This window comes from Streptomyces sp. NPDC005496 (genome assembly GCF_042872045.1).
Lineage (GTDB): Bacteria > Actinomycetota > Actinomycetes > Streptomycetales > Streptomycetaceae > Streptomyces.
This window is the reverse complement of record NZ_JBIAJQ010000004.1, coordinates 693,601-710,450: the sequence shown is the minus strand read 5'-3', so window position 1 is coordinate 710,450 and position 16,850 is coordinate 693,601. Positions and strand designations below refer to the sequence as shown.

Sequence of the window (16,850 nt, the reverse complement as noted above, 5' to 3'; positions counted from 1 at the left end):
CGCGCGCGGCGCCCTCGCAGGGCGTCCGGTCCCGTCCAGCGGCACCGTCCAACGGGAGGTCGCCCGATGCCAGCCAACCCCTTCGAAGACCCCGACGAGAGCTACCTGGTCCTGTGCAACGCCCGCGGCCAGCGGTCGCTGTGGCCGGCCCGGCTGCCGTCCCCCGCCGGCTGGCGGGTGGAGCGGCCGGCGACCTCCCGGGCCAGGGCGAGCGCGTACGTCGAACGCGTCTGGCCCGACGTACGCCCGGCGAACCCCGCGCGGGCGGGCTCCGGCACCGGACCCGTCACGGGCACCCTGCCCGCCCTCTTCGACCGGGTCGCGGCGGCGCACCGGCACCTGCCGGCGGTGGAGAGCGAGACCGGCCCCCTGGACTACGGCGCACTGGCGGCGGCAGTGAACCGGCTGGCGAGGCGGCTGATCGCGGCCGGCCTCGGCCCCGGCGACCTCGTCGGCATAGCGGTCCCGCGCGGGGTCCGGCAGGTCGTGGCGGCGCTCGCGGTGGCGGCCTGCGGCGCCGGCTACGTACCCCTCGACCCCGGCTACCCGACCGCGCTGCTGCGCCACATGGTGACCGACTCGGGGCTGCGGGTCCTGCTGCACACCGGTCCGCCGCCGGTGGACGTCACCGGCCTGCGGACGATCGACCTCGCCGCCCCGGACCCCGTCTCCCGTCCGGCCGGGCCGGTCACCGACGAGGAGCGCCGGCGGCCGCTGCGCGCCGAGGACACCGTGTACGTCATCTACACCTCGGGTTCCACCGGGACCCCCAAGGGCGTGGTGATCCCGCACGCCGGGATGGCCGCACTGGTGGCGGCGCAGCGGCACTGGATCGGCACCGGGCCCGGCGACCGGGTGCTGCAGTGGGCCTCCTTCAACTTCGACGCCGGCTTCTGGGACCTCACCCTCGCGCTGCTGGCGGGCGCCACCCTGGTGCTCACCGACGACCGCGGCGTGCTGCCCGGCGAGGACCTGCGCCGCACGCTGATCGACCGCCGGGTCAGTCACGCCGTGCTGCCCCCGGTCGCGCTCACCGCCACCGATCCCGACGGCGTGCTCCCCGGCGGGGTGGTGCTCTCGACCGGGGACTCCTGCACGCAGGCGCTGGTGGCGCGCTGGGCGCCGGGCCGGCGCATGTTCAACGGGTACGGGCCCACGGAGATGACGGTGGGCGTGACCATGGCGGGCCCGGTGCGGCCCGGCGAGCCGGTCAGCATCGGGGAACCGTGGCCCGGCAACGAGGTCCGGGTGCTCGACGCCGATCTGCGGCCCTGCCCGCCCGGCGAGGACGGCGAGCTCTACCTGGTCGGCGAGGGCGAGGCCCTCGGCTATCTGCACCGGCCCGCGTTGACCGCGGAGCGCTTCGTCGCGGACCCGTACGGCGGTCCCGGCGGCCGGATGTACCGGTCCGGCGACCTCGGTCACCTGGGCGAGGACGGTCTGCTGTACTTCACCGGCCGTGCCGACCGGCAGGTCAAGCTGCGCGGCTTCCGGGTGGAACTGGGCGAGGTGGAGGCGGCGTTGGAGGACTGCGCCGGGGTGCGGCTGAGCGCGGTGGTGGTCACCGGTGAGGTCGACTCGGCCCGCCTGGTCGCCTTCGTGGTGCCCGGCGCCGACCCCGCGGGCGACTTCGCCGAGGGACTGCGCGGGCGGCTCGCCGAACGCCTGCCGGCGCACATGGTGCCCTCCCGCGTCGAGGTGGTGGCGGCCCTGCCGATGACCAGCAACGGCAAGATCGACCGGCGTGCCCTGGAGCAGCGGGCGGCCGGGCCCGCCGCCTCGCCGTCACCGGCCGCCCGGGGCCGCGACGCCGGGACGGTGGTCGGCACGGGCTCCGGTGCCGTGGAACCGGCCGGCCGAGCCGACCCGGTGTCCGCGCTCTGCGAACTGGCCGCGAGGGTCCTGGAGGTGCCGACGGTCGAGCCGGGCGACAACTTCTTCGACCGTGGCGGGCACTCGGTGCTCGCGGTGCGGCTCGCCAAGGCCGTCCGCGACGACTGGGGGATGACCCTGCCGGTGCGGGCCATCTTCGAGCGGCCCACGATGGCGGAGCTGGGCGACCTGCTCTCCACCCGCTGAGCGGGCACGTTCCCGTCGCCCCACCGGCCCCCGGCGCCGGGGCAACCGGGCGCCCGGAGGAGTCCCGGCGGCGGTTCAGTCCAGGCGCAGCCGCAGGGCGCTGTGCCCGAAAAGGAAGTTGGAGTAGACGCGGGGCGGCTCCTCCAGGATCTCGATCCGGCGCACCCGGCGGACCAGGGAGTCCAGCACCGCCGAGAGCTCCAGCCGGCCCAGGAACGCCCCGAGGCAGAAGTGGGGGCCGTGTCCGAGGGCGAGGTGCGGATTGTGCCGCCGTCCGACGTCGAAGCGGCGCGGGTCGGCGAAGACGGCCGGGTCGTTGTTGGCCGAGATGTTCCACAGGGTGACGATGTCGCCCGCGGACACCTCGGCCGAGCCGATCCGCAGGCCGGTGGTGGCGGTGCGGGCGAAGTGCATGGCCGGGGTCACCCAGCGCAGCGCCTCCTCCACCGCGGTCCTCACCTCCGCCTCGCCCTCGCGCAGCCGCCGCCACTGCTCGCCGTACGTGCCCAGTGCGTGCAGCGCGCCGATCGTGGTCACCCGGGTGGACTCGTCGCCGCCCAGGATCAGGCTGTAGCAGTTCAGGGCGACGTCGTCCTCCGTCATCGGCTCCTCCCCGACGCGGGCGGCGGCGATCATGCTGATCACGTCGTCGCCGGGACGGCGCCGGCGCTCACGTACCACGTCCACGAAGTAGGACAGGATCTCGTTGCGTGCCTCCAGGGCGTCGAAGAGGTCCTCCTCGGCGCTGTCGGAGGAGAGGGCGCGCTTGTTCCAGTCGAGCAGCCGGGGCCGGTCCGCGACGGGCAGCTCCAGGAGGTCGCACACCGTGTTGAGCGGCAGGTGCTCGGCGATGTCCCGCCCGGCGTCCGCCTCACCCGCGCCGACCACGGCGGCGACCAGGGCGTCCGCCCGCTCCCGCACGGCGTCCTCCACACGCTTGAGCACACGGGGGGAGAAGGCGCGCAGCATCACCTGGCGCAGCTCGCGGTGGCGGGGGCGGTCCATCACCGCCAGCATCCGGCCGCCCGCCGAGTCGCCGCCACGCAGCAGGACATCGAGCACCGTGCCCCTGGCCGAGCTGAGCCGGGCGGCGTCCTTGTAGCAGTCCTGGACGTCCCGGTACCCGGCCACGGCCCAGAAGCCCGGCCGGCCGCCGACCGGCGGGTGCCAGCGCACCGGTTCGCTGCGGCGCATCCGCGCCCAGTAGGCGTGCGGATCGTGCTCGACGAAGGTGGCCGGATCGGCGAGGTCGAGGGCGGCACCCGAGGTGTCGTCGTACGAGGTGCCGGGGACGGCGGCGTTGCCGGAGGAGACCACCGGGAGACTCCTTTCGGCCCGGACGCCGGGCCCGCACGAGGAGGGACTGTCGCCGCGATCCTCCCCTTCGGTCACCGCCTCCGAGGTGGCGCTGAATGAACCATGAAGGATTCGGCGGCGGCCCCGCGGGTGCGTGCCATTCTCAAGTCCGAGGCGGCTAACGGGAGGTCGGCCATGGGCGTGCACCGCGGATCCGTTCGTACTCTGAGGGGCCAGCCACATCCCGGGCTGCGGCTTCTCGCCCTGCCGCACTCCGGCGGCCGCGCCGAGAGCTTCGCCGGCTGGCGCGGCCCGCTGCCCGCCGCGTTCCCCGGCACCGCCGTGGAACTGTGCGCGGCGCAGTACCCCGGACACGGCGACCGGCTGGCCGAACCGCCGAGCGAGGGGGTCGGCCCGATCGCCGACGAGATCGTCGCGGACCTCGCCGGACTGCCGCCCGCGGACCTGGTGCTCTTCGGCCACAGCTTCGGCTCGGCCGTCGCCTGCGAGGTGGCCCGCCGCTGCCCCGGGGCCGGACTCCGCGTCGTCCTGCTCGTGGCGTCCTCGGCCTGGGCCCCCGGCGACCCGCTGCGGAACCCTCGCGACGAACACCTGCTGCCCGACGAGGAGTTGTGGGCGCGACTGGTCGCTCTGGGCGGCATCGACCCCGTGCTCGCGGACGAGGCCGAGGTGCGCGACCTGATGCTCCCCGCGCTGCGCGCCGACATCGCCGCGCACGAGCGCTATCTCGGCTGCCCGGACCGGGTTTCGCTGACCTGCGACATCCATGCCTGCATGGCCCGGGACGATCCGCTGGTGCCGGTCCGGGCCGGCCGCCACTGGGGACGGCTGACCACGGGTGACACCGGCGTCGGCATCTGGGCCGGAGGGCACTTCCACGCCTACGAGCAGCCCGCGCTCCTGCTGGCCGACCTGGCGCGGAGGGTCCCGGCACACGTGAAGGGAGGGCGTACGGCGCATGAGTAGTCCATGGGGTGGCCTGCGGCTCGTCGTCACCGGGGGCGGCTCGGGCATCGGGGCCGCCGTGGTGGCCCGTGCGGCCGGTCTCGGGGCCGACGTCCTCGCCGTCGGGCGACGTGCCGACCGGCTGGAAGAGGTGACGGCGAAGGCACAGGCCGACGGAGCGGGACGGGCCGTGCCGTTCGTCGCGGACGTCACGGCCCCCGGCGCCGCCGCACGGATCGCGGAACGGGCCCGCGACGTCCTCGGCGGCGTCGACGCCCTGGTCAACAACGCGGGTCACGCGGTCTTCGACCGTCTGGAAGACGCCACCGAGGCGGACCTGCGGGGGATGGTCGACACCAACCTGGTGGCCCCCGCCCTGCTCATCCGGGCCCTGCTGCCCGAACTGCGCGCCCACCGGGGCTGCGTGGTCAACGTCTCCTCCGTGGGCGGTGTCCTCGCGATGCCCGCGAGGTCCTACTACGGGGCGAGCAAGGCCGCGCTGAACTCCCTGACCCGCTCGCTGGCCGTGGAACTGGCGCCCGAGGTCCGGGTGAACGCGGTCCTGCCCGGCCCGGTCGACACCGGCCTGTGGGACCTGGCGGCGGGTGACGGCGCGGACGCCCTGCGCGAGGGAATCGTCGCCGGAACCCCCTTGGGGAGGTTCGGTCTGGCCTCGGAGGTGGCGGCCTGGGTGTGCCACCTCGTCGATCCCGAGACCTCGTCCTGGGTCACCGGATCCCTGGTGTCCGTGGACGGCGGACGCGCGGCGTGAGCCGGGACCCAGGAGCACCACCCCGCCGGCCCGTCCCGGCCGGTCCTGCCACCAGCGGAAAGGCATGAATCAGATGACGCAGACAGCTCCACCGTGGTTCGCCCGGGCCTCGGCGATCCCCTCGTCCTGGCTGTACGAGTCCTTCCGGATCGCCAACGAGCGCGAGCGGGAGCACCCCGGGCTGATCAAGCTGAACGTGGGTGAGCCGGCCTTCGGCCCGCCGGACTCCGTGGCCAAGGAATTCGCCGCCGCGGCTCTGGACGGGCGGGCCCGCTACATCGACGTGCAGGGGCTCATGGAGCTCCGGGAGCGTCTCGTGGACAAGCTCGACACCGTCAACTCCGTGGACACCGAGCCTTCCCGCCTCTTCGTCACCCCGGGTTCGTGCCAGGGACTCAGCGCCCTGATGCGCTGCCTCGCCGAGTCGGGGGCGGAGATCCTCCTGCCGGAGATCCACTGGCCCGTACACCTGCAGCAGGCCCTGCTCGCCGGTTTCCGCCCGGTGTTCTACGAGCTGGACGAGCACTTCGCGCCCGACCCCGAGTCGATCCGGCGAGTGGCCACCCCCGCGACGCGGGTGCTGCTGCTGAACACCCCGTCGAACCCCGCCGGCGCGGTCGCCGGCCGCCCCCTGCAACGGGCCCTCTACGAGATCGCCGACGAGCACGGCTGGCAGATCATCAGCGACGAGGCGTACGAGGACTTCGCCTTCGACGGCCCCCACCTGTCGATAGCCGCCCTGGAGCGTGCCCGCCCCGCCCCGGAACGCATCGTCAACAGCGTCTTCACCTTCTCCAAGGGGCCGGCCATGACCGGCTACCGGCTCGGCTACGTCGCGGTGTCGCGGCCCGAGGTCGCCACCGCCATGCGCATGGTGCAGGAGTCGAACATCATCGCGCCCTCCGCGCCCGTCCAGTACGCAGGACTGGCCGCCCTGGACGCGTCCGGCGCGCTCGCCGCCAACCACGACTACGTACGGGGAAACCGCGACGCGGCGCTGTCCCTCCTGGTCGACGAAGGACTGCTGCCGGGCCTGCCCGGCGGCGGCTGGTACGCCATGGCCGACATCTCCTCCACCGGCCTGACCGGCGAGGAGTTCAGCACCGAACTCATGCTCAGGCACGACGTCGTGGTGGTCCCCGGCAGCGGCTTCTCCGCACGGCCGGAATTCGGCCACGACGGCTCGATGCGGCCCCTGAAACCCGGCGGTGTCGCGTCCGGCCTGGTCCGCATCGCGTTCTGCGTCGACCGCGAGCGGCTCGTCACCGGGGTGGAACGCATGGTCGGCCTGGTCCGTGAGAAGAGGGGACAGTGATGCGGACGGAGCCGACCTATGCCTCCTACCTGAGGCTGGACGAGCTGCTCACCCTCCAGGAGCCGCGCTCGGCCGAGGAGGGCGCCGACCTCACGACGGTGCGGTCCGAGCAGTTCTTCATCGTGAGCCACCAGACCTGCGAACTGTGGCTCAAGCAGATCCTCGGTGATCTGGCCGCCGTGGAGGGGCACTTCCTGACGATGTCGGCCGGCGGCATCGAGCGTTCGGTCGACCTGCTCTACCGGGCCGGTGAGCTGCTGCGCCTGCTGCGCGAGCAACTGGTGGCGCTCGAAAGGCTGCCGCTGGAGGACTTCGCGCACTTCCGGCAGTACCTCGGCACGGCCAGCGGGGCACAGTCCAGCCAATCCCACCGGCTCGAAGGGGTCCTGGGCGACGCCCGGCGGCCGGGGTCGCTGTTCCCGGCCTTCCGCACCGGCCTCGACCACATCGGCGTCGACCTGGAGGAGATCGTCGAAGCGGGCGTCGAGGCGGGCTCACTGCACCGGGTCGTCGAAGCCATGCTGCAGGTCGGCAGCGGCTACTTCCAGTGGAAGATCGGGCACATAGGCCTGGTGACCAAGATGATCGGGGAGCAGCGGGGCACCGCCGGCACATCGGGAGCGGCGTATCTGATGGACCGGGCCACGATGCCGTTCACCGAACTCCACGAACTGCGGGGCAAGATGCACGAGCGCCGCCAGAAGCAGACCAGCCGCCTGCCGTAGCGGGCACCCCGGCCCCCCGAAAAACCGACTCGGCCCCGTGACGGCTCACTTGGCCGACGCGGTGGTCAACCGGCGCCTGTGCAAAGCCGGTTGGCGGCAAGCCTGGACGCCGTCGCGACCGGTCCGCCCACGCGAACGCGACCTGTCCGCCCGCGCGAAAGTGTCCGGCCCCACGAGCCAGGGGCCGGACACTTCGCTTCAGTGGGGGTGGTTCAGGAAGCGGCCTCCAGGATGTAGCCCCGGCCCCACACGGTGCGCAGGCTCAGGCGGACGCCGTCCAGCCGCTGCCGCAGCCGCATGATGTGCAGGTCTATCGCGTTGCTGGTGACCGCTTCGTTGTTGATCCGGCTCAGCGCCTCCTTGAGCCGGTCCCGCCGGACGAGGTGACCGAAACAGGCGAGGAAACATCGCATCATCTCGCTCTGCGCCTCCGACATCGGCACCGACTGCCCGCCGTAGTAGAGCACTCCGGTCGGATCCAGCGCGGGCACGAAGTCGGTCCCGGTGCGCCGCTGCAGGGTGTGGACGCGAGCCGCCAGATCGAGCCGGGCCACCGGAGGACGCACCCAGTCCTCGGTGGGGGAGATGTCGCTCGGCGGCGCCGTCTGGCCCTCCAGCACCAGCAGGCACGGCAGTCCGGCCTCGCGCAGCTGATCCCGCTCGTGGCGCTGCACCGGCCAGCGAAGGAAGCGGACTTCTTGTTTGTGGACGAGCGTGGTCATGGTCGTGACCCCCGTTTCTCGTGACAACCGGAAGTTGCTGCCGGGGGGGCCGGTGCCGTCGGCGGAGCGTGCTCGCGCGCCCGTCGCCGCCGCCGTAGTTCAAGCCGGCGGATCCGGCCGGTACGCGTACGAGACGGTGTCCTGCGCCGTGACCTCGATGCCGGCTCCCGACGTTCGTCGTCACCGGCCCCCGCCCGTCCGATCCTGCCGGTTCTCGATTCCAGGTCGATTCCGGGTCGGTTCCTCCTCCACCGGGACCGGAGCGGCACCGGCCGGAAACCCGCGTTCCGGGGGCCGGATCCCTTCGCCCCGAGGGACCGAAAACCCCTCGTATCCAGGGAGGGAGGGCGAAAGGAACCCGACATGGACGCGTGGCACGCCCCGGTGATCGGCAAGACACCCCCTACGGAAGTCGATCCTGTGAAACCTCTGACCACGGTCATGATCAGGAGCATGTGATGAAGAACGAGAACAGCACGCCACGCCGACGGGCGGCCGTCGTCGGCGCCGGGATCACCGGACCTCTCCTGTCGCTCTGCCTGGTGCGGCTGGGCTTCGAGGTGGACCTGTACGAGGCCTATCTGCGCCGGGCCCAGGACGTCGGCTCGTTCCTCAACCTCGCTCCGAACGGCCGCGCCGTGCTGGAGCGACTCGGCCTGGCCGACCGGGTCCTGGAGCAGGGCACCGCCGCCGGCTCCATCACCTTCGCCAACCACAAGGGCCGGGTGCTCGCGGAGAATCCGGAGCGCACCACCAACATCATGAGGGGCGAACTCAGCGCCGCCCTGCGCGAGGCCGCGACCGGAGCCGGAGCGAAACTGCACTCCGCCAAGCGTCTCGTCGCACTGGACGACATCGGGGGTGACGTCTGGCGGCTCGGCTTCGAGGACGGTACGCGGGCGGAGGCCGACATCGTGCTCGGCTGCGACGGGGTGCACTCCACCACACGCCGGCTGCTGCTCCCCGACGCGCCGCGGGCGGCCTACACCGAGGTGGTCGGCTCCGGGGGCAGGTCGCGCATCGGCGCCGGGGAACTGCCCGTCGACGGCACGTTCCACATGGTGTTCGGCTTGCGCGGCTTCTTCGGCTACCAGGTGATGGCTCCCGGCGACGTGTGGTGGTTCGAGAACCACCCGGAGCCCCGCGAACGCACCTTCGCCGAACTCGCCGAGACCGACGACGCGCAATGGGTGGCCGCGCTGGCCGAGCGGCACCGCCCGGACCCCGGGGTGGTCCGCCGCATCCTGACCGCCTCGACGGGACCGGTCGGCCGGTGGCCGGTCTACGAGGTGCCGCCCCTGGGCACCTGGCACCGGGGCAGCGCCGCGGTGCTCGGCGACGCCGCTCACGCGGTGGCCCCGCACATGGGAGCGGGCGCCGCGCTCGGCATGGAGGACGCCTACGAACTGGCCCTGGCGCTGCACGAACACCCCAGCGCGCAACGGGCGTTCACCGTGTTCGAGGAATCACGGCGCGACCGGATCGCCGCGCTGGCGAAGCAGGCCCGGCAGACGGGCGCGGTGATGACTCCGAACCGCCGGCTCGCCCGGGTGATACGGGACCTGATGCTGCCGGTGGCCATCAAACAGGGCGTGCGCAAGGGCTCCGAGGCCTACTCCTACCGGCCTTCGCGGTGGCCCGCGCAGGGGGACCGAAACTGACACGCACAGGGCCTCCCGCCCCGCGCGATGTACGGAGACGCGCGGGGCGGGAGGCCCTGTGCTGCCCGGCCGCCGAGGGTCGGGGCGGGGACCTCAGCGCAGTTCGCCGGTGACGATCCAGAGGTGGCCGAAGGGGTCGCGCAGGCGCCCCTCCCGCTTGCCGTACGGGCGGTTCTCGACGGGGACGACCACGGTGCCGCCACCGGCGACCATCCGCTCGGCGACGGCGTCCTGATCGGTGAACTCGGCCTCCAGCAGCACCGGGGAACCACCGACGTCGTCGGGGGAGAGCCAGCCCCACTCCGGCACCGCCGGGGACAGGGACAGCGGAGAGCCTCCGATCCGGAGGACGACGACCATCACGCGTCCGCTGTCGTCCTGGGCGCGGAACACCTCTTCGGCGCCCATGGCCTTCTGGTAGAAGGCCGCGGCCGTGTCGGGGTCCGGGACGATTAATCGTGGCGTCAGACTCATGGGCCGACTCTATGGCCCCGGCGCGAGCCGGCAGTGCTGATTCGGTCACTTCCTGCCACGCGCCGCGAACGCTCGCCGAGCCCTCGCCTCCTCGATAAGAACCTTTGTTCCTTACGTAGTGTACGTTTGTTCTTATGGATGGAACCGGAACGCCCGACGTGCGCGAGAGTGCGGGTCACGGCGGGCGACGGACTCGGCGGCACGATCCGCGGCGCAGGGAGCGGATCCTGGACGCCGCGCTGGAGGTGCTGGTCGGCGAGGGGGCGGCCGGACTCACACACCGCAAGGTCGCCTCCCGAGCGGACGTGCCGCTGGGGTCGGTCACCTATCACTTCGCGAGTCTGGCCGGGCTGCGGGCCGAGGCGTTCGCCCGGTACGTCGAACAGCGGTCCGCCGAGTACGAAGCCCTCTTCACCGACGTGACATCGCGCGAGGACCTGATCGACGTCCTGGTGGACGTGGTCCAGGGCGGACCGTCCCGGCACCGCAGCGCGGTCCTCGGCTTCGAGCTGCATCTGGCGGCCCTACGGGATCCCGCCCTGCGCGCGCTCACGCAGCAGTGGACCGGGTCAGGCCGCGCCGTCCTGGCCCGCTTCACCGGGCCGGAGACCGCAGCCCGGCTGGACGCTCTCCTCGAAGGCCTGATCATGCACGCGCTGCTGTCGACGGATGCGGTGCCGCGCGAGGAGACCCGGGCGGCCATCACGCAGACCCTCGGCCCGGAGACCGCACCGGGCACATGAACGCCGGTACGGGAGCGGGGCGTTCACGTGAGACGGCGAAGGCGCCCTGAGCCCGGCGTATCTCCGCCGGCACCCACAGAAGCGGCAGACGCACCCCGCCGCACCCGCACACCCAGCACACCGAGGAGAACACCGTGGCGCCGACCGACACCCCCGTCATCAAGGTCAGTGACGCCGAACTGGACGACCTGGGGGCCCGGTTGCGTGCCACGAGACGTAGCGAACCCTGGCCGGTCGAGGGCTGGGAGGCCGGCGCCGACGACGCGGAACTCGACCGCCTCGTCACCTACTGGGCCTCCGGCTACGACTGGCGGACCCATGAAGCCGCCGTCAACGCGCTGCCGTCCCACTTCGCCGACCTCGACGGCACCCCCGTGCACTACCTCCGCTACGACGGCGAACACCCGGCCGCGCTGCCCCTCCTGCTCACGCACGGCTGGCCCAGCACCTTCCTCGAACTCACCGCCCTCGCCGAACGGTTGGCCACCCCTTCGCGCTACGGCGGCGCGCCCGAGGACGCCTTCACCGTGATCGTGCCGTCGCTGCCCGGCTTCGCCTTCTCACCGCAGCGGCCCACGCTCTCCGAAGCCGAGCAGACCCACCACCTCTGGCACCGGCTGATGCACGACCACCTCGGCTTCCGGCACTACGCGGCCCATGGCGGAGACCTCGGCGCCGGCATCACCTCACGCCTCGCCGAAGCCCACCCCGAGGCGGTCGTCGGCATCCACCTGCTCGCCGTCGCGGGCCCCGCCGACCCCGACCCGGCCGGACTCACCGCCGAGGAGGAGGCCCACCTCGCCTCCGTCACCGCCTGGCAGGCACAGGAAGGCGGCTACCTGCACCAGCAGAGCACCCGGCCCCTCACCCTCGCCCCGGCGCTGAACGACTCACCGGCCGGTCTGCTGGCCTGGATCATGGAGAAGTACCGGGCGTGGAGCGACAACGGGGGTGACCTGTCCACACGCTTCAGTGACGACTTCCTCCTCACCCAGGTGTCGCTCTACTGGTTCACCGGCACGATCTCCACCTCGTTCCGGCCCTACTACGAGTACGCCCACGACCTGACCCGGCGCGTGCGGCGCGTGGACACGCCCACGGCCCTCGCCCTGTTCCCCGCCGACCTGAGCCGACCGCCCCGGAGCTGGGCCGAGCGCACCTACAACATCACCCGCTACACCCACATGCCCCGAGGCGGCCACTTCCCCGCCCACGAGGAACCCGCCCTCCTCGCCCAGGACATCACAGAGTTCCTCCGAAACCACCGCTGACCGGGGCCCGGCCCCGGTACCGCGCCCGAACGCGCGCCAGGCCGACGCCATCCCGACGGCCGTGACGCCTCAGGACGCGGAAGTCGGGAGTTTGATCCGAGGTGGTCTGAGCGGCCTGTGCCGGTCCCGCCCAGTCGACCCGAGCTGCCTGAGGGCGTTCCGGGTGCTCTTGGTCGAGTTTGTCGCGACAGGTCGGTGATGAGCCGCCAGTGCGTCACGTCGGCCTTCTGGCGGAGTCACCTATGCTCGCGCCCAGTTGGGGTGATCAGTTCGTTTGTTCAGGGGGCGGGGACCCGTATGGCCGATGAGATCAAGTACGAGTACAAGACCGTGCAGACGGTTCGGGGGACCGACGGTTTGGTGATCTCGAAGATGCAGAAGGACGGTTGGGAGCTCGTGGACCAGCTACCGGGCAGACTGCGCACCACCCTCAACTTCCGTCGGCCGAAGAAGCCCGTGCCATGGCGTCTGATCGGGGCGGGTGCTGCCGTCCTCGTGGTCCTGGCCGCCATCATCGGCACCGGCGTTGCGCTCAGCGACGGAGACAAGGAGGAGGGTCCGTCAGCCAGTTCGACGGCCACGACTGAGAAGCCTGCCGCCGCTGCGCCGACCGCAGGCAAGCCGGCTGCCGCTGAGGTGATCACGGCGCAGAACAATCCGGAGTTCGCAGCGTTGTTGAAGGCGGACCCCTGCGACGAGGCGAACGTGAACTTCGCAACCAAGTACAAGGGCCGGAGGGTGGCCTTCGGAGGGTCAATCAGGCACATGGCATCGCACGGGGATGACCGGACCCGCTATGACTTCCTTCTCGGCCCGGGCGACAAGGGACCACGGACGACGGACGGCCCGAACTTCAAATACGAGGACGTCAACACGGGCAACCTGAACCTGACGGGCAAGCAGGTTCCTGCCACCGTTGCAGTGGGCGACAAGTTCCGCTTCGTCGCCGAGGTGGTTGACTTCAACACGATCCAGTGCCTCTTCCAGCTTGCCCCGGTCTCGACTGAGAAGCGGTAGCTGAAGTGGGCAGCTTCTGCCTGATGGAGGAACGGTCCGCGGCTTTCAGTGCCTGCTCGCTACAAGCGATTTTGCCGAGGTCATGGAGTTCCAGCACGCCTAGAAGGTCTTAACGGCCCACGCCGTCACCTACCTCCTCGCCGCCGACGGGGTCGACATCGACACCCATAGACCTCCACGCGTGGCTTGGTCAGCAGGCCAATCGCGCCGCTCTGCACGCGGCGAAGGGGGCGGAGCCGAAGATCATCGACCACATCGGCAACCTCGTCGGCCGTTCGCACGTGGCCGTTGACTTAGATCGTCACGTCCTTCGCTCCGCTTCAGTGTGACAGGGGCGTGACAGGGACGGCGCTGAGGAGCCCCGGCTGGCACTGGAACGAAGCGGCTGCTCTGGGCGCCCACCAAAGGCCCGGCCGACGCCGGGACGGCGAAACGCTTGGTATGCGAAGCCGACGGGACCAGGTAACGTCTTGACCATGTTCTTCCAGACGCCGATTTACGAGTGAGAGCGTGACGGGCCCCTGCCGACGTCCTGCGACGTGGCCGCGCCCGTCCCCCACCGATGAATCCGTAGATCACTTCACAACATTCCGGGAGAACCCGTGAGCAAGAACATCAACAACCCCGTCGGCATGGGCGGCGGCCAGCGCAAGAAGCTGTCCCGCGCCGAGCGGCAGAACAACGGTCCGCACCGCAACCTCGACCGCCAGAGCGCCGCCGACCAGAAGGCGGAGCTGCTGCGCAAGATGCGCGAGAAGACGGGTACGGCCGAGGGCGCCGGGCAGACGGGCGACGACACCGCGAAGAGCTGAGGCGCCGCCGCCACGGGGCGGCACCGCGCGTGGCAGGGCCCGGACCGCGACTCGCGGTCCGGGCCCATCTGCCGTACGGGGCGCGACCGGCCACCCTTCCTTGTATCCCTAGAAGAACCCGAGCTTCTTCGGCGAGTACGACACCAGCAGATTCTTCGTCTGCTGGTAGTGCTCCAGCATCATCTTGTGGTTCTCGCGCCCGATGCCGGACTGCTTGTAGCCGCCGAACGCCGCGTGCGCGGGATACGCGTGGTAGCAGTTCGTCCAGACGCGGCCCGCCTGGATCGAACGGCCCGCGCGATAGGCGGTGTTGACGTCCCGGGTCCACACCCCGGCCCCGAGCCCGTACAGCGTGTCGTTCGCCGTCTTGATGGCGTCGTCGAAGTCGCCGAACGACGTGACCGACACGACCGGACCGAAGATCTCCTCCTGGAAGATCCGCATCCGGTTGTCGCCCTCGAAGATCGTCGGCTGGACGTAGTACCCGCCCTTGAGCTCCCCGTCGTACTCCACGCGCTCACCGCCCGTGAGGACCTTGGCCCCCTCCTGCCGGCCGATGTCGAAGTAGGAGAGGATCTTCTCGAGCTGGTCGTTGGACGCCTGCGCGCCGATCATCGTGTCCGTGTCGAGCGGGTGACCGGGCTTGATGAGCCCGGTGCGCGCGACGGCCGCCTCCAGGAACTCCCCGTAGTGGCCGCGCTGGATGAGCGCCCTCGACGGACAGGTGCACACCTCGCCCTGGTTGAGCGCGAACATCGTGAAGCCTTCGAGCGCCTTGTCGCGGAAGTCGTCGTCCTTGTCCCACACGTCGTCGAAGAAGATGTTCGGCGACTTGCCGCCCAGCTCCAGCGTGACCGGCTTGATGTTCTCCGAGGCGTACTGCATGATCAGCCGCCCCGTCGTGGTCTCACCGGTGAACGCCACCTTCGCGACCCGCGCACTGGACGCCAGCGGCTTGCCGGCCTCCACCCCGAACCCGTTGACGACGTTCACGACCCCCGGCGGCAGCAGGTCGGAGACCAGGCTCAGCCAGTAGTGGATGGACGCGGGGGTCTGCTCGGCCGGCTTGATGACGACCGCGTTGCCCGCCGCGAGGGCCGGGGCGAGCTTCCAGACCGCCATCAGGATCGGGAAGTTCCACGGAATGATCTGGGCGACCACGCCGAGCGGCTCATGGAAGTGGTACGCGACCGTGTCGTCGTCGACCTCGCTGAGCGAACCCTCCTGGGCCCGGACCGCCCCCGCGAAGTAGCGGAAGTGGTCGATCGCCAGCGGGATGTCGGCGGCGAGCGTCTCCCGCACCGGCTTGCCGTTCTCCCAGCTCTCGGCGACCGCCAGCTTTTCCAGGTTCGCCTCCATGCGGTCGGCGATCTTGAGCAGGATGCCGGAACGCTCGGTCGCGGACGTACGCCCCCAGGCCGGAGCGGCCGCGTGCGCCGCGTCCAGGGCGCGCTCCACGTCCTCCGCGGTGCCCCGGGCGACCTCCGTGAACGGCTGCCCGTTCACCGGACTCGGGTTCTCGAAGTACTGCCCGCGCGCCGGCGGCACGTACTCGCCGCCGATGAAGTGGTCGTAACGCGCCTCGTAGGAGACGATCGCGCCGTCGGTGCCGGGCGCCGCGTAACGGGTCATGCTGGTCTGCCTCCCGGAGAAGCGCTGCCCGCCGTCGGGCAGCTCTCGCCGCGAGGCTAGGAACCGGAACGTTGCGACCACGTTGCGCGTGCCACCGCGCGCCCCACTACGGACAACTCGGCGTCCAGCTGGGCCAGACGCGACCGCACCGCGGCAGTCGGCCGCACCGCCGCCAGCGCCCGCCAAACGTCGAGATCGTCCTCGCCCCATGGCGCGTGAGCCCAGTCCGCCAGCAGGTCGGGATCGTGGCAGGCGACCAGCGCGGCACGCAGCCCGTCGGCGAGCCGTCGCCTCACGCGCGTCACCGCCGGAGCCTGCGAGGCGGGCAGCAGCGGACCCGTGTACGCGCCCACCGCCGCCGCGACCGCCCCCGTGCCCAGCCGCCGCTCGACCACGGCGACATCGGACTCGACCGGCATCGTCAGCCGGTAGGGCCGGGATGCCAGCACCCCCGGCCCCAGCAGACGGCGCAGCCGGGCAAGCTCGGCACGCAACGTCACCGGCGGAACCGACTCGTCCTCGTACAGCGCGCAGAGCAGTTCGTCCCCCGTCAGCCCCTCCGGATGCCGGGAGAGCAGGACCAGGATCTCGCTGTGCCGGCGGCTCAGCCTGATCCTCCGGCCGCCCGGCAGGACCAACAGCGCTTCGTCCCGGCCGAGCACGGTCAGTTCGAGCGTGTCGGCGGTGGCCCGCACCGGCGCCAGCAGGGCCAAGTGGGACTCCGCCGCACGTGCCACCGCCTGGACGAAGCCCAGACTGTGCGGATGCGCGAGCCCGTCACCGCCGGTGATGTCCACCGCGCCGAGCACCCGTCCGGTGCGCGGATCGTGCACCGGCGCCGCTGCACACGTCCAAGGCTGCACCCGACGGATGAAGTGCTCGGCGGCGAAGACCTGCACGGGCCGGTCCACCGCGACGGCCGTGCCCGGGGCGTTCGTCCCTACCGCGGTCTCCGCCCACCGGGCGCCGGGCACGAAATTCATCCGGCCCGCCTCCCTGCGCGTCGACGGATGGCCCTCCACCCACAGCAGACGTCCCTGCGCGTCGCACACCGCCAGCAGATGCTCGCCGTCCGCCGCGAACGTCCCCATCAACTCCCGGATCAACGGCATCACCCGCGCCAGCGGATGCTCCGCCCTGTACGCCCCGAGGTCGCCGTCGGTGAGTTCCACGCACGCCGTGCCGTCGGGACCCACCCCGGCCCGCGCCGAACGCCGCCACGAGTCGGCGACCACGGAGCGCACCGGCCGGGGCACCGTCCCCGCCTCCGTGAACGTCTCGTGGGCGCGGCGCAGCGCCCGCACCCGCTCGACGGGGTCGGCACCCTGTTCCAGGGCCACCCATGGATCAGTCAACTCGGCCTCC

At 71.7% G+C, this 16,850-nt stretch carries 15 protein-coding genes; 10 read left to right on the top strand and 5 right to left on the bottom strand.

The features are described 5' to 3' along the window. Positions 1–66: 66 nt before the first annotated feature. Complete coding sequence (locus ACFYQQ_RS15500) at positions 67–2,079, top strand: amino acid adenylation domain-containing protein (RefSeq protein WP_388904762.1); 2,013 nt, start codon at positions 67–69, stop codon at positions 2,077–2,079. A gap of 75 nt (positions 2,080–2,154) precedes the next feature. Here the strand turns inward: ACFYQQ_RS15500 and ACFYQQ_RS15495 are convergent, their stop codons facing one another. Next, positions 2,155–3,396: a cytochrome P450 gene (locus tag ACFYQQ_RS15495; protein ID WP_355794621.1), complete on the bottom strand. Its 1,242-nt coding sequence runs from the start codon at positions 3,394–3,396 to the stop codon at positions 2,155–2,157. Positions 3,397–3,570: 174 nt separating this feature from the next. Here ACFYQQ_RS15495 and ACFYQQ_RS15490 point away from each other — a divergent pair, with 174 nt between their 5' ends. From ACFYQQ_RS15490 to ACFYQQ_RS15475, 4 genes are all read left to right on the top strand, one after another. Next, the gene (locus ACFYQQ_RS15490) at positions 3,571–4,362 is read left to right on the top strand and encodes an alpha/beta fold hydrolase (RefSeq protein WP_356238618.1); all 792 of its coding nucleotides are present in this window, start codon (positions 3,571–3,573) and stop codon (positions 4,360–4,362) included. Continuing rightward, positions 4,355–5,113: an SDR family oxidoreductase gene (locus tag ACFYQQ_RS15485; RefSeq protein ID WP_355791243.1), complete on the top strand. Its 759-nt coding sequence runs from the start codon at positions 4,355–4,357 to the stop codon at positions 5,111–5,113. Before ACFYQQ_RS15490 ends, ACFYQQ_RS15485 begins: the two co-directional genes overlap by 8 nt. A 73-nt stretch (positions 5,114–5,186) precedes the next feature. Further along, positions 5,187–6,428, top strand: coding sequence for a pyridoxal phosphate-dependent aminotransferase (locus ACFYQQ_RS15480; RefSeq protein WP_355791240.1), 1,242 nt, complete (start codon positions 5,187–5,189; stop codon positions 6,426–6,428). Beyond that, positions 6,428–7,153, top strand: coding sequence for a tryptophan 2,3-dioxygenase family protein (locus ACFYQQ_RS15475; protein WP_356164505.1), 726 nt, complete (start codon positions 6,428–6,430; stop codon positions 7,151–7,153). Before ACFYQQ_RS15480 ends, ACFYQQ_RS15475 begins: the two co-directional genes overlap by 1 nt. Before the next feature lie 212 nt (positions 7,154–7,365). Here ACFYQQ_RS15475 and ACFYQQ_RS15470 read toward each other — a convergent pair whose 3' ends face one another. Beyond that, on the bottom strand, positions 7,366–7,875 hold the full coding sequence (locus ACFYQQ_RS15470) for a helix-turn-helix domain-containing protein (RefSeq protein ID WP_355795451.1): 510 nt from the start codon (positions 7,873–7,875) through the stop codon (positions 7,366–7,368). A 458-nt stretch (positions 7,876–8,333) separates the two neighbouring features. Here ACFYQQ_RS15470 and ACFYQQ_RS15465 point away from each other — a divergent pair, with 458 nt between their 5' ends. Further along, complete coding sequence (locus ACFYQQ_RS15465) at positions 8,334–9,536, top strand: FAD-dependent oxidoreductase (RefSeq protein WP_388904761.1); 1,203 nt, start codon at positions 8,334–8,336, stop codon at positions 9,534–9,536. Between the two features lie 93 nt (positions 9,537–9,629). Here ACFYQQ_RS15465 and ACFYQQ_RS15460 read toward each other — a convergent pair whose 3' ends face one another. Continuing rightward, positions 9,630–10,010: a VOC family protein gene (locus ACFYQQ_RS15460; RefSeq protein WP_356164501.1), complete on the bottom strand. Its 381-nt coding sequence runs from the start codon at positions 10,008–10,010 to the stop codon at positions 9,630–9,632. A gap of 134 nt (positions 10,011–10,144) precedes the next feature. Between ACFYQQ_RS15460 and ACFYQQ_RS15455 the strand changes: the two genes are divergently transcribed. The 4 genes from ACFYQQ_RS15455 (at position 10,145) to ACFYQQ_RS15440 (ending at position 13,853) form a co-directional block, all read left to right on the top strand. Then, complete coding sequence (locus ACFYQQ_RS15455) at positions 10,145–10,753, top strand: TetR/AcrR family transcriptional regulator (protein WP_388904760.1); 609 nt, start codon at positions 10,145–10,147, stop codon at positions 10,751–10,753. Between the two features lie 134 nt (positions 10,754–10,887). Next, positions 10,888–12,024: an epoxide hydrolase family protein gene (locus ACFYQQ_RS15450; RefSeq protein WP_355790481.1), complete on the top strand. Its 1,137-nt coding sequence runs from the start codon at positions 10,888–10,890 to the stop codon at positions 12,022–12,024. 297 nt (positions 12,025–12,321) lie between these two features. Next, positions 12,322–13,041, top strand: a complete 720-nt coding sequence (locus ACFYQQ_RS15445) for a DUF4839 domain-containing protein (protein ID WP_355790483.1) — start codon at positions 12,322–12,324, stop codon at positions 13,039–13,041. 602 nt (positions 13,042–13,643) lie between these two features. Then, complete coding sequence (locus ACFYQQ_RS15440; RefSeq protein ID WP_355790486.1) at positions 13,644–13,853, top strand: DUF6243 family protein; 210 nt, start codon at positions 13,644–13,646, stop codon at positions 13,851–13,853. A 108-nt stretch (positions 13,854–13,961) separates the two neighbouring features. On the opposite strand, the gene ACFYQQ_RS15435 is transcribed toward ACFYQQ_RS15440, so the two are convergent. Both ACFYQQ_RS15435 and ACFYQQ_RS15430 read right to left on the bottom strand, forming a co-directional pair. Beyond that, positions 13,962–15,485, bottom strand: coding sequence for an aldehyde dehydrogenase family protein (locus tag ACFYQQ_RS15435; RefSeq protein ID WP_355794514.1), 1,524 nt, complete (start codon positions 15,483–15,485; stop codon positions 13,962–13,964). A 56-nt stretch (positions 15,486–15,541) separates the two neighbouring features. Then, the gene (locus ACFYQQ_RS15430; RefSeq protein WP_388904759.1) at positions 15,542–16,840 is read right to left on the bottom strand and encodes a GAF domain-containing protein; all 1,299 of its coding nucleotides are present in this window, start codon (positions 16,838–16,840) and stop codon (positions 15,542–15,544) included. Positions 16,841–16,850: the final 10 nt, after the last annotated feature.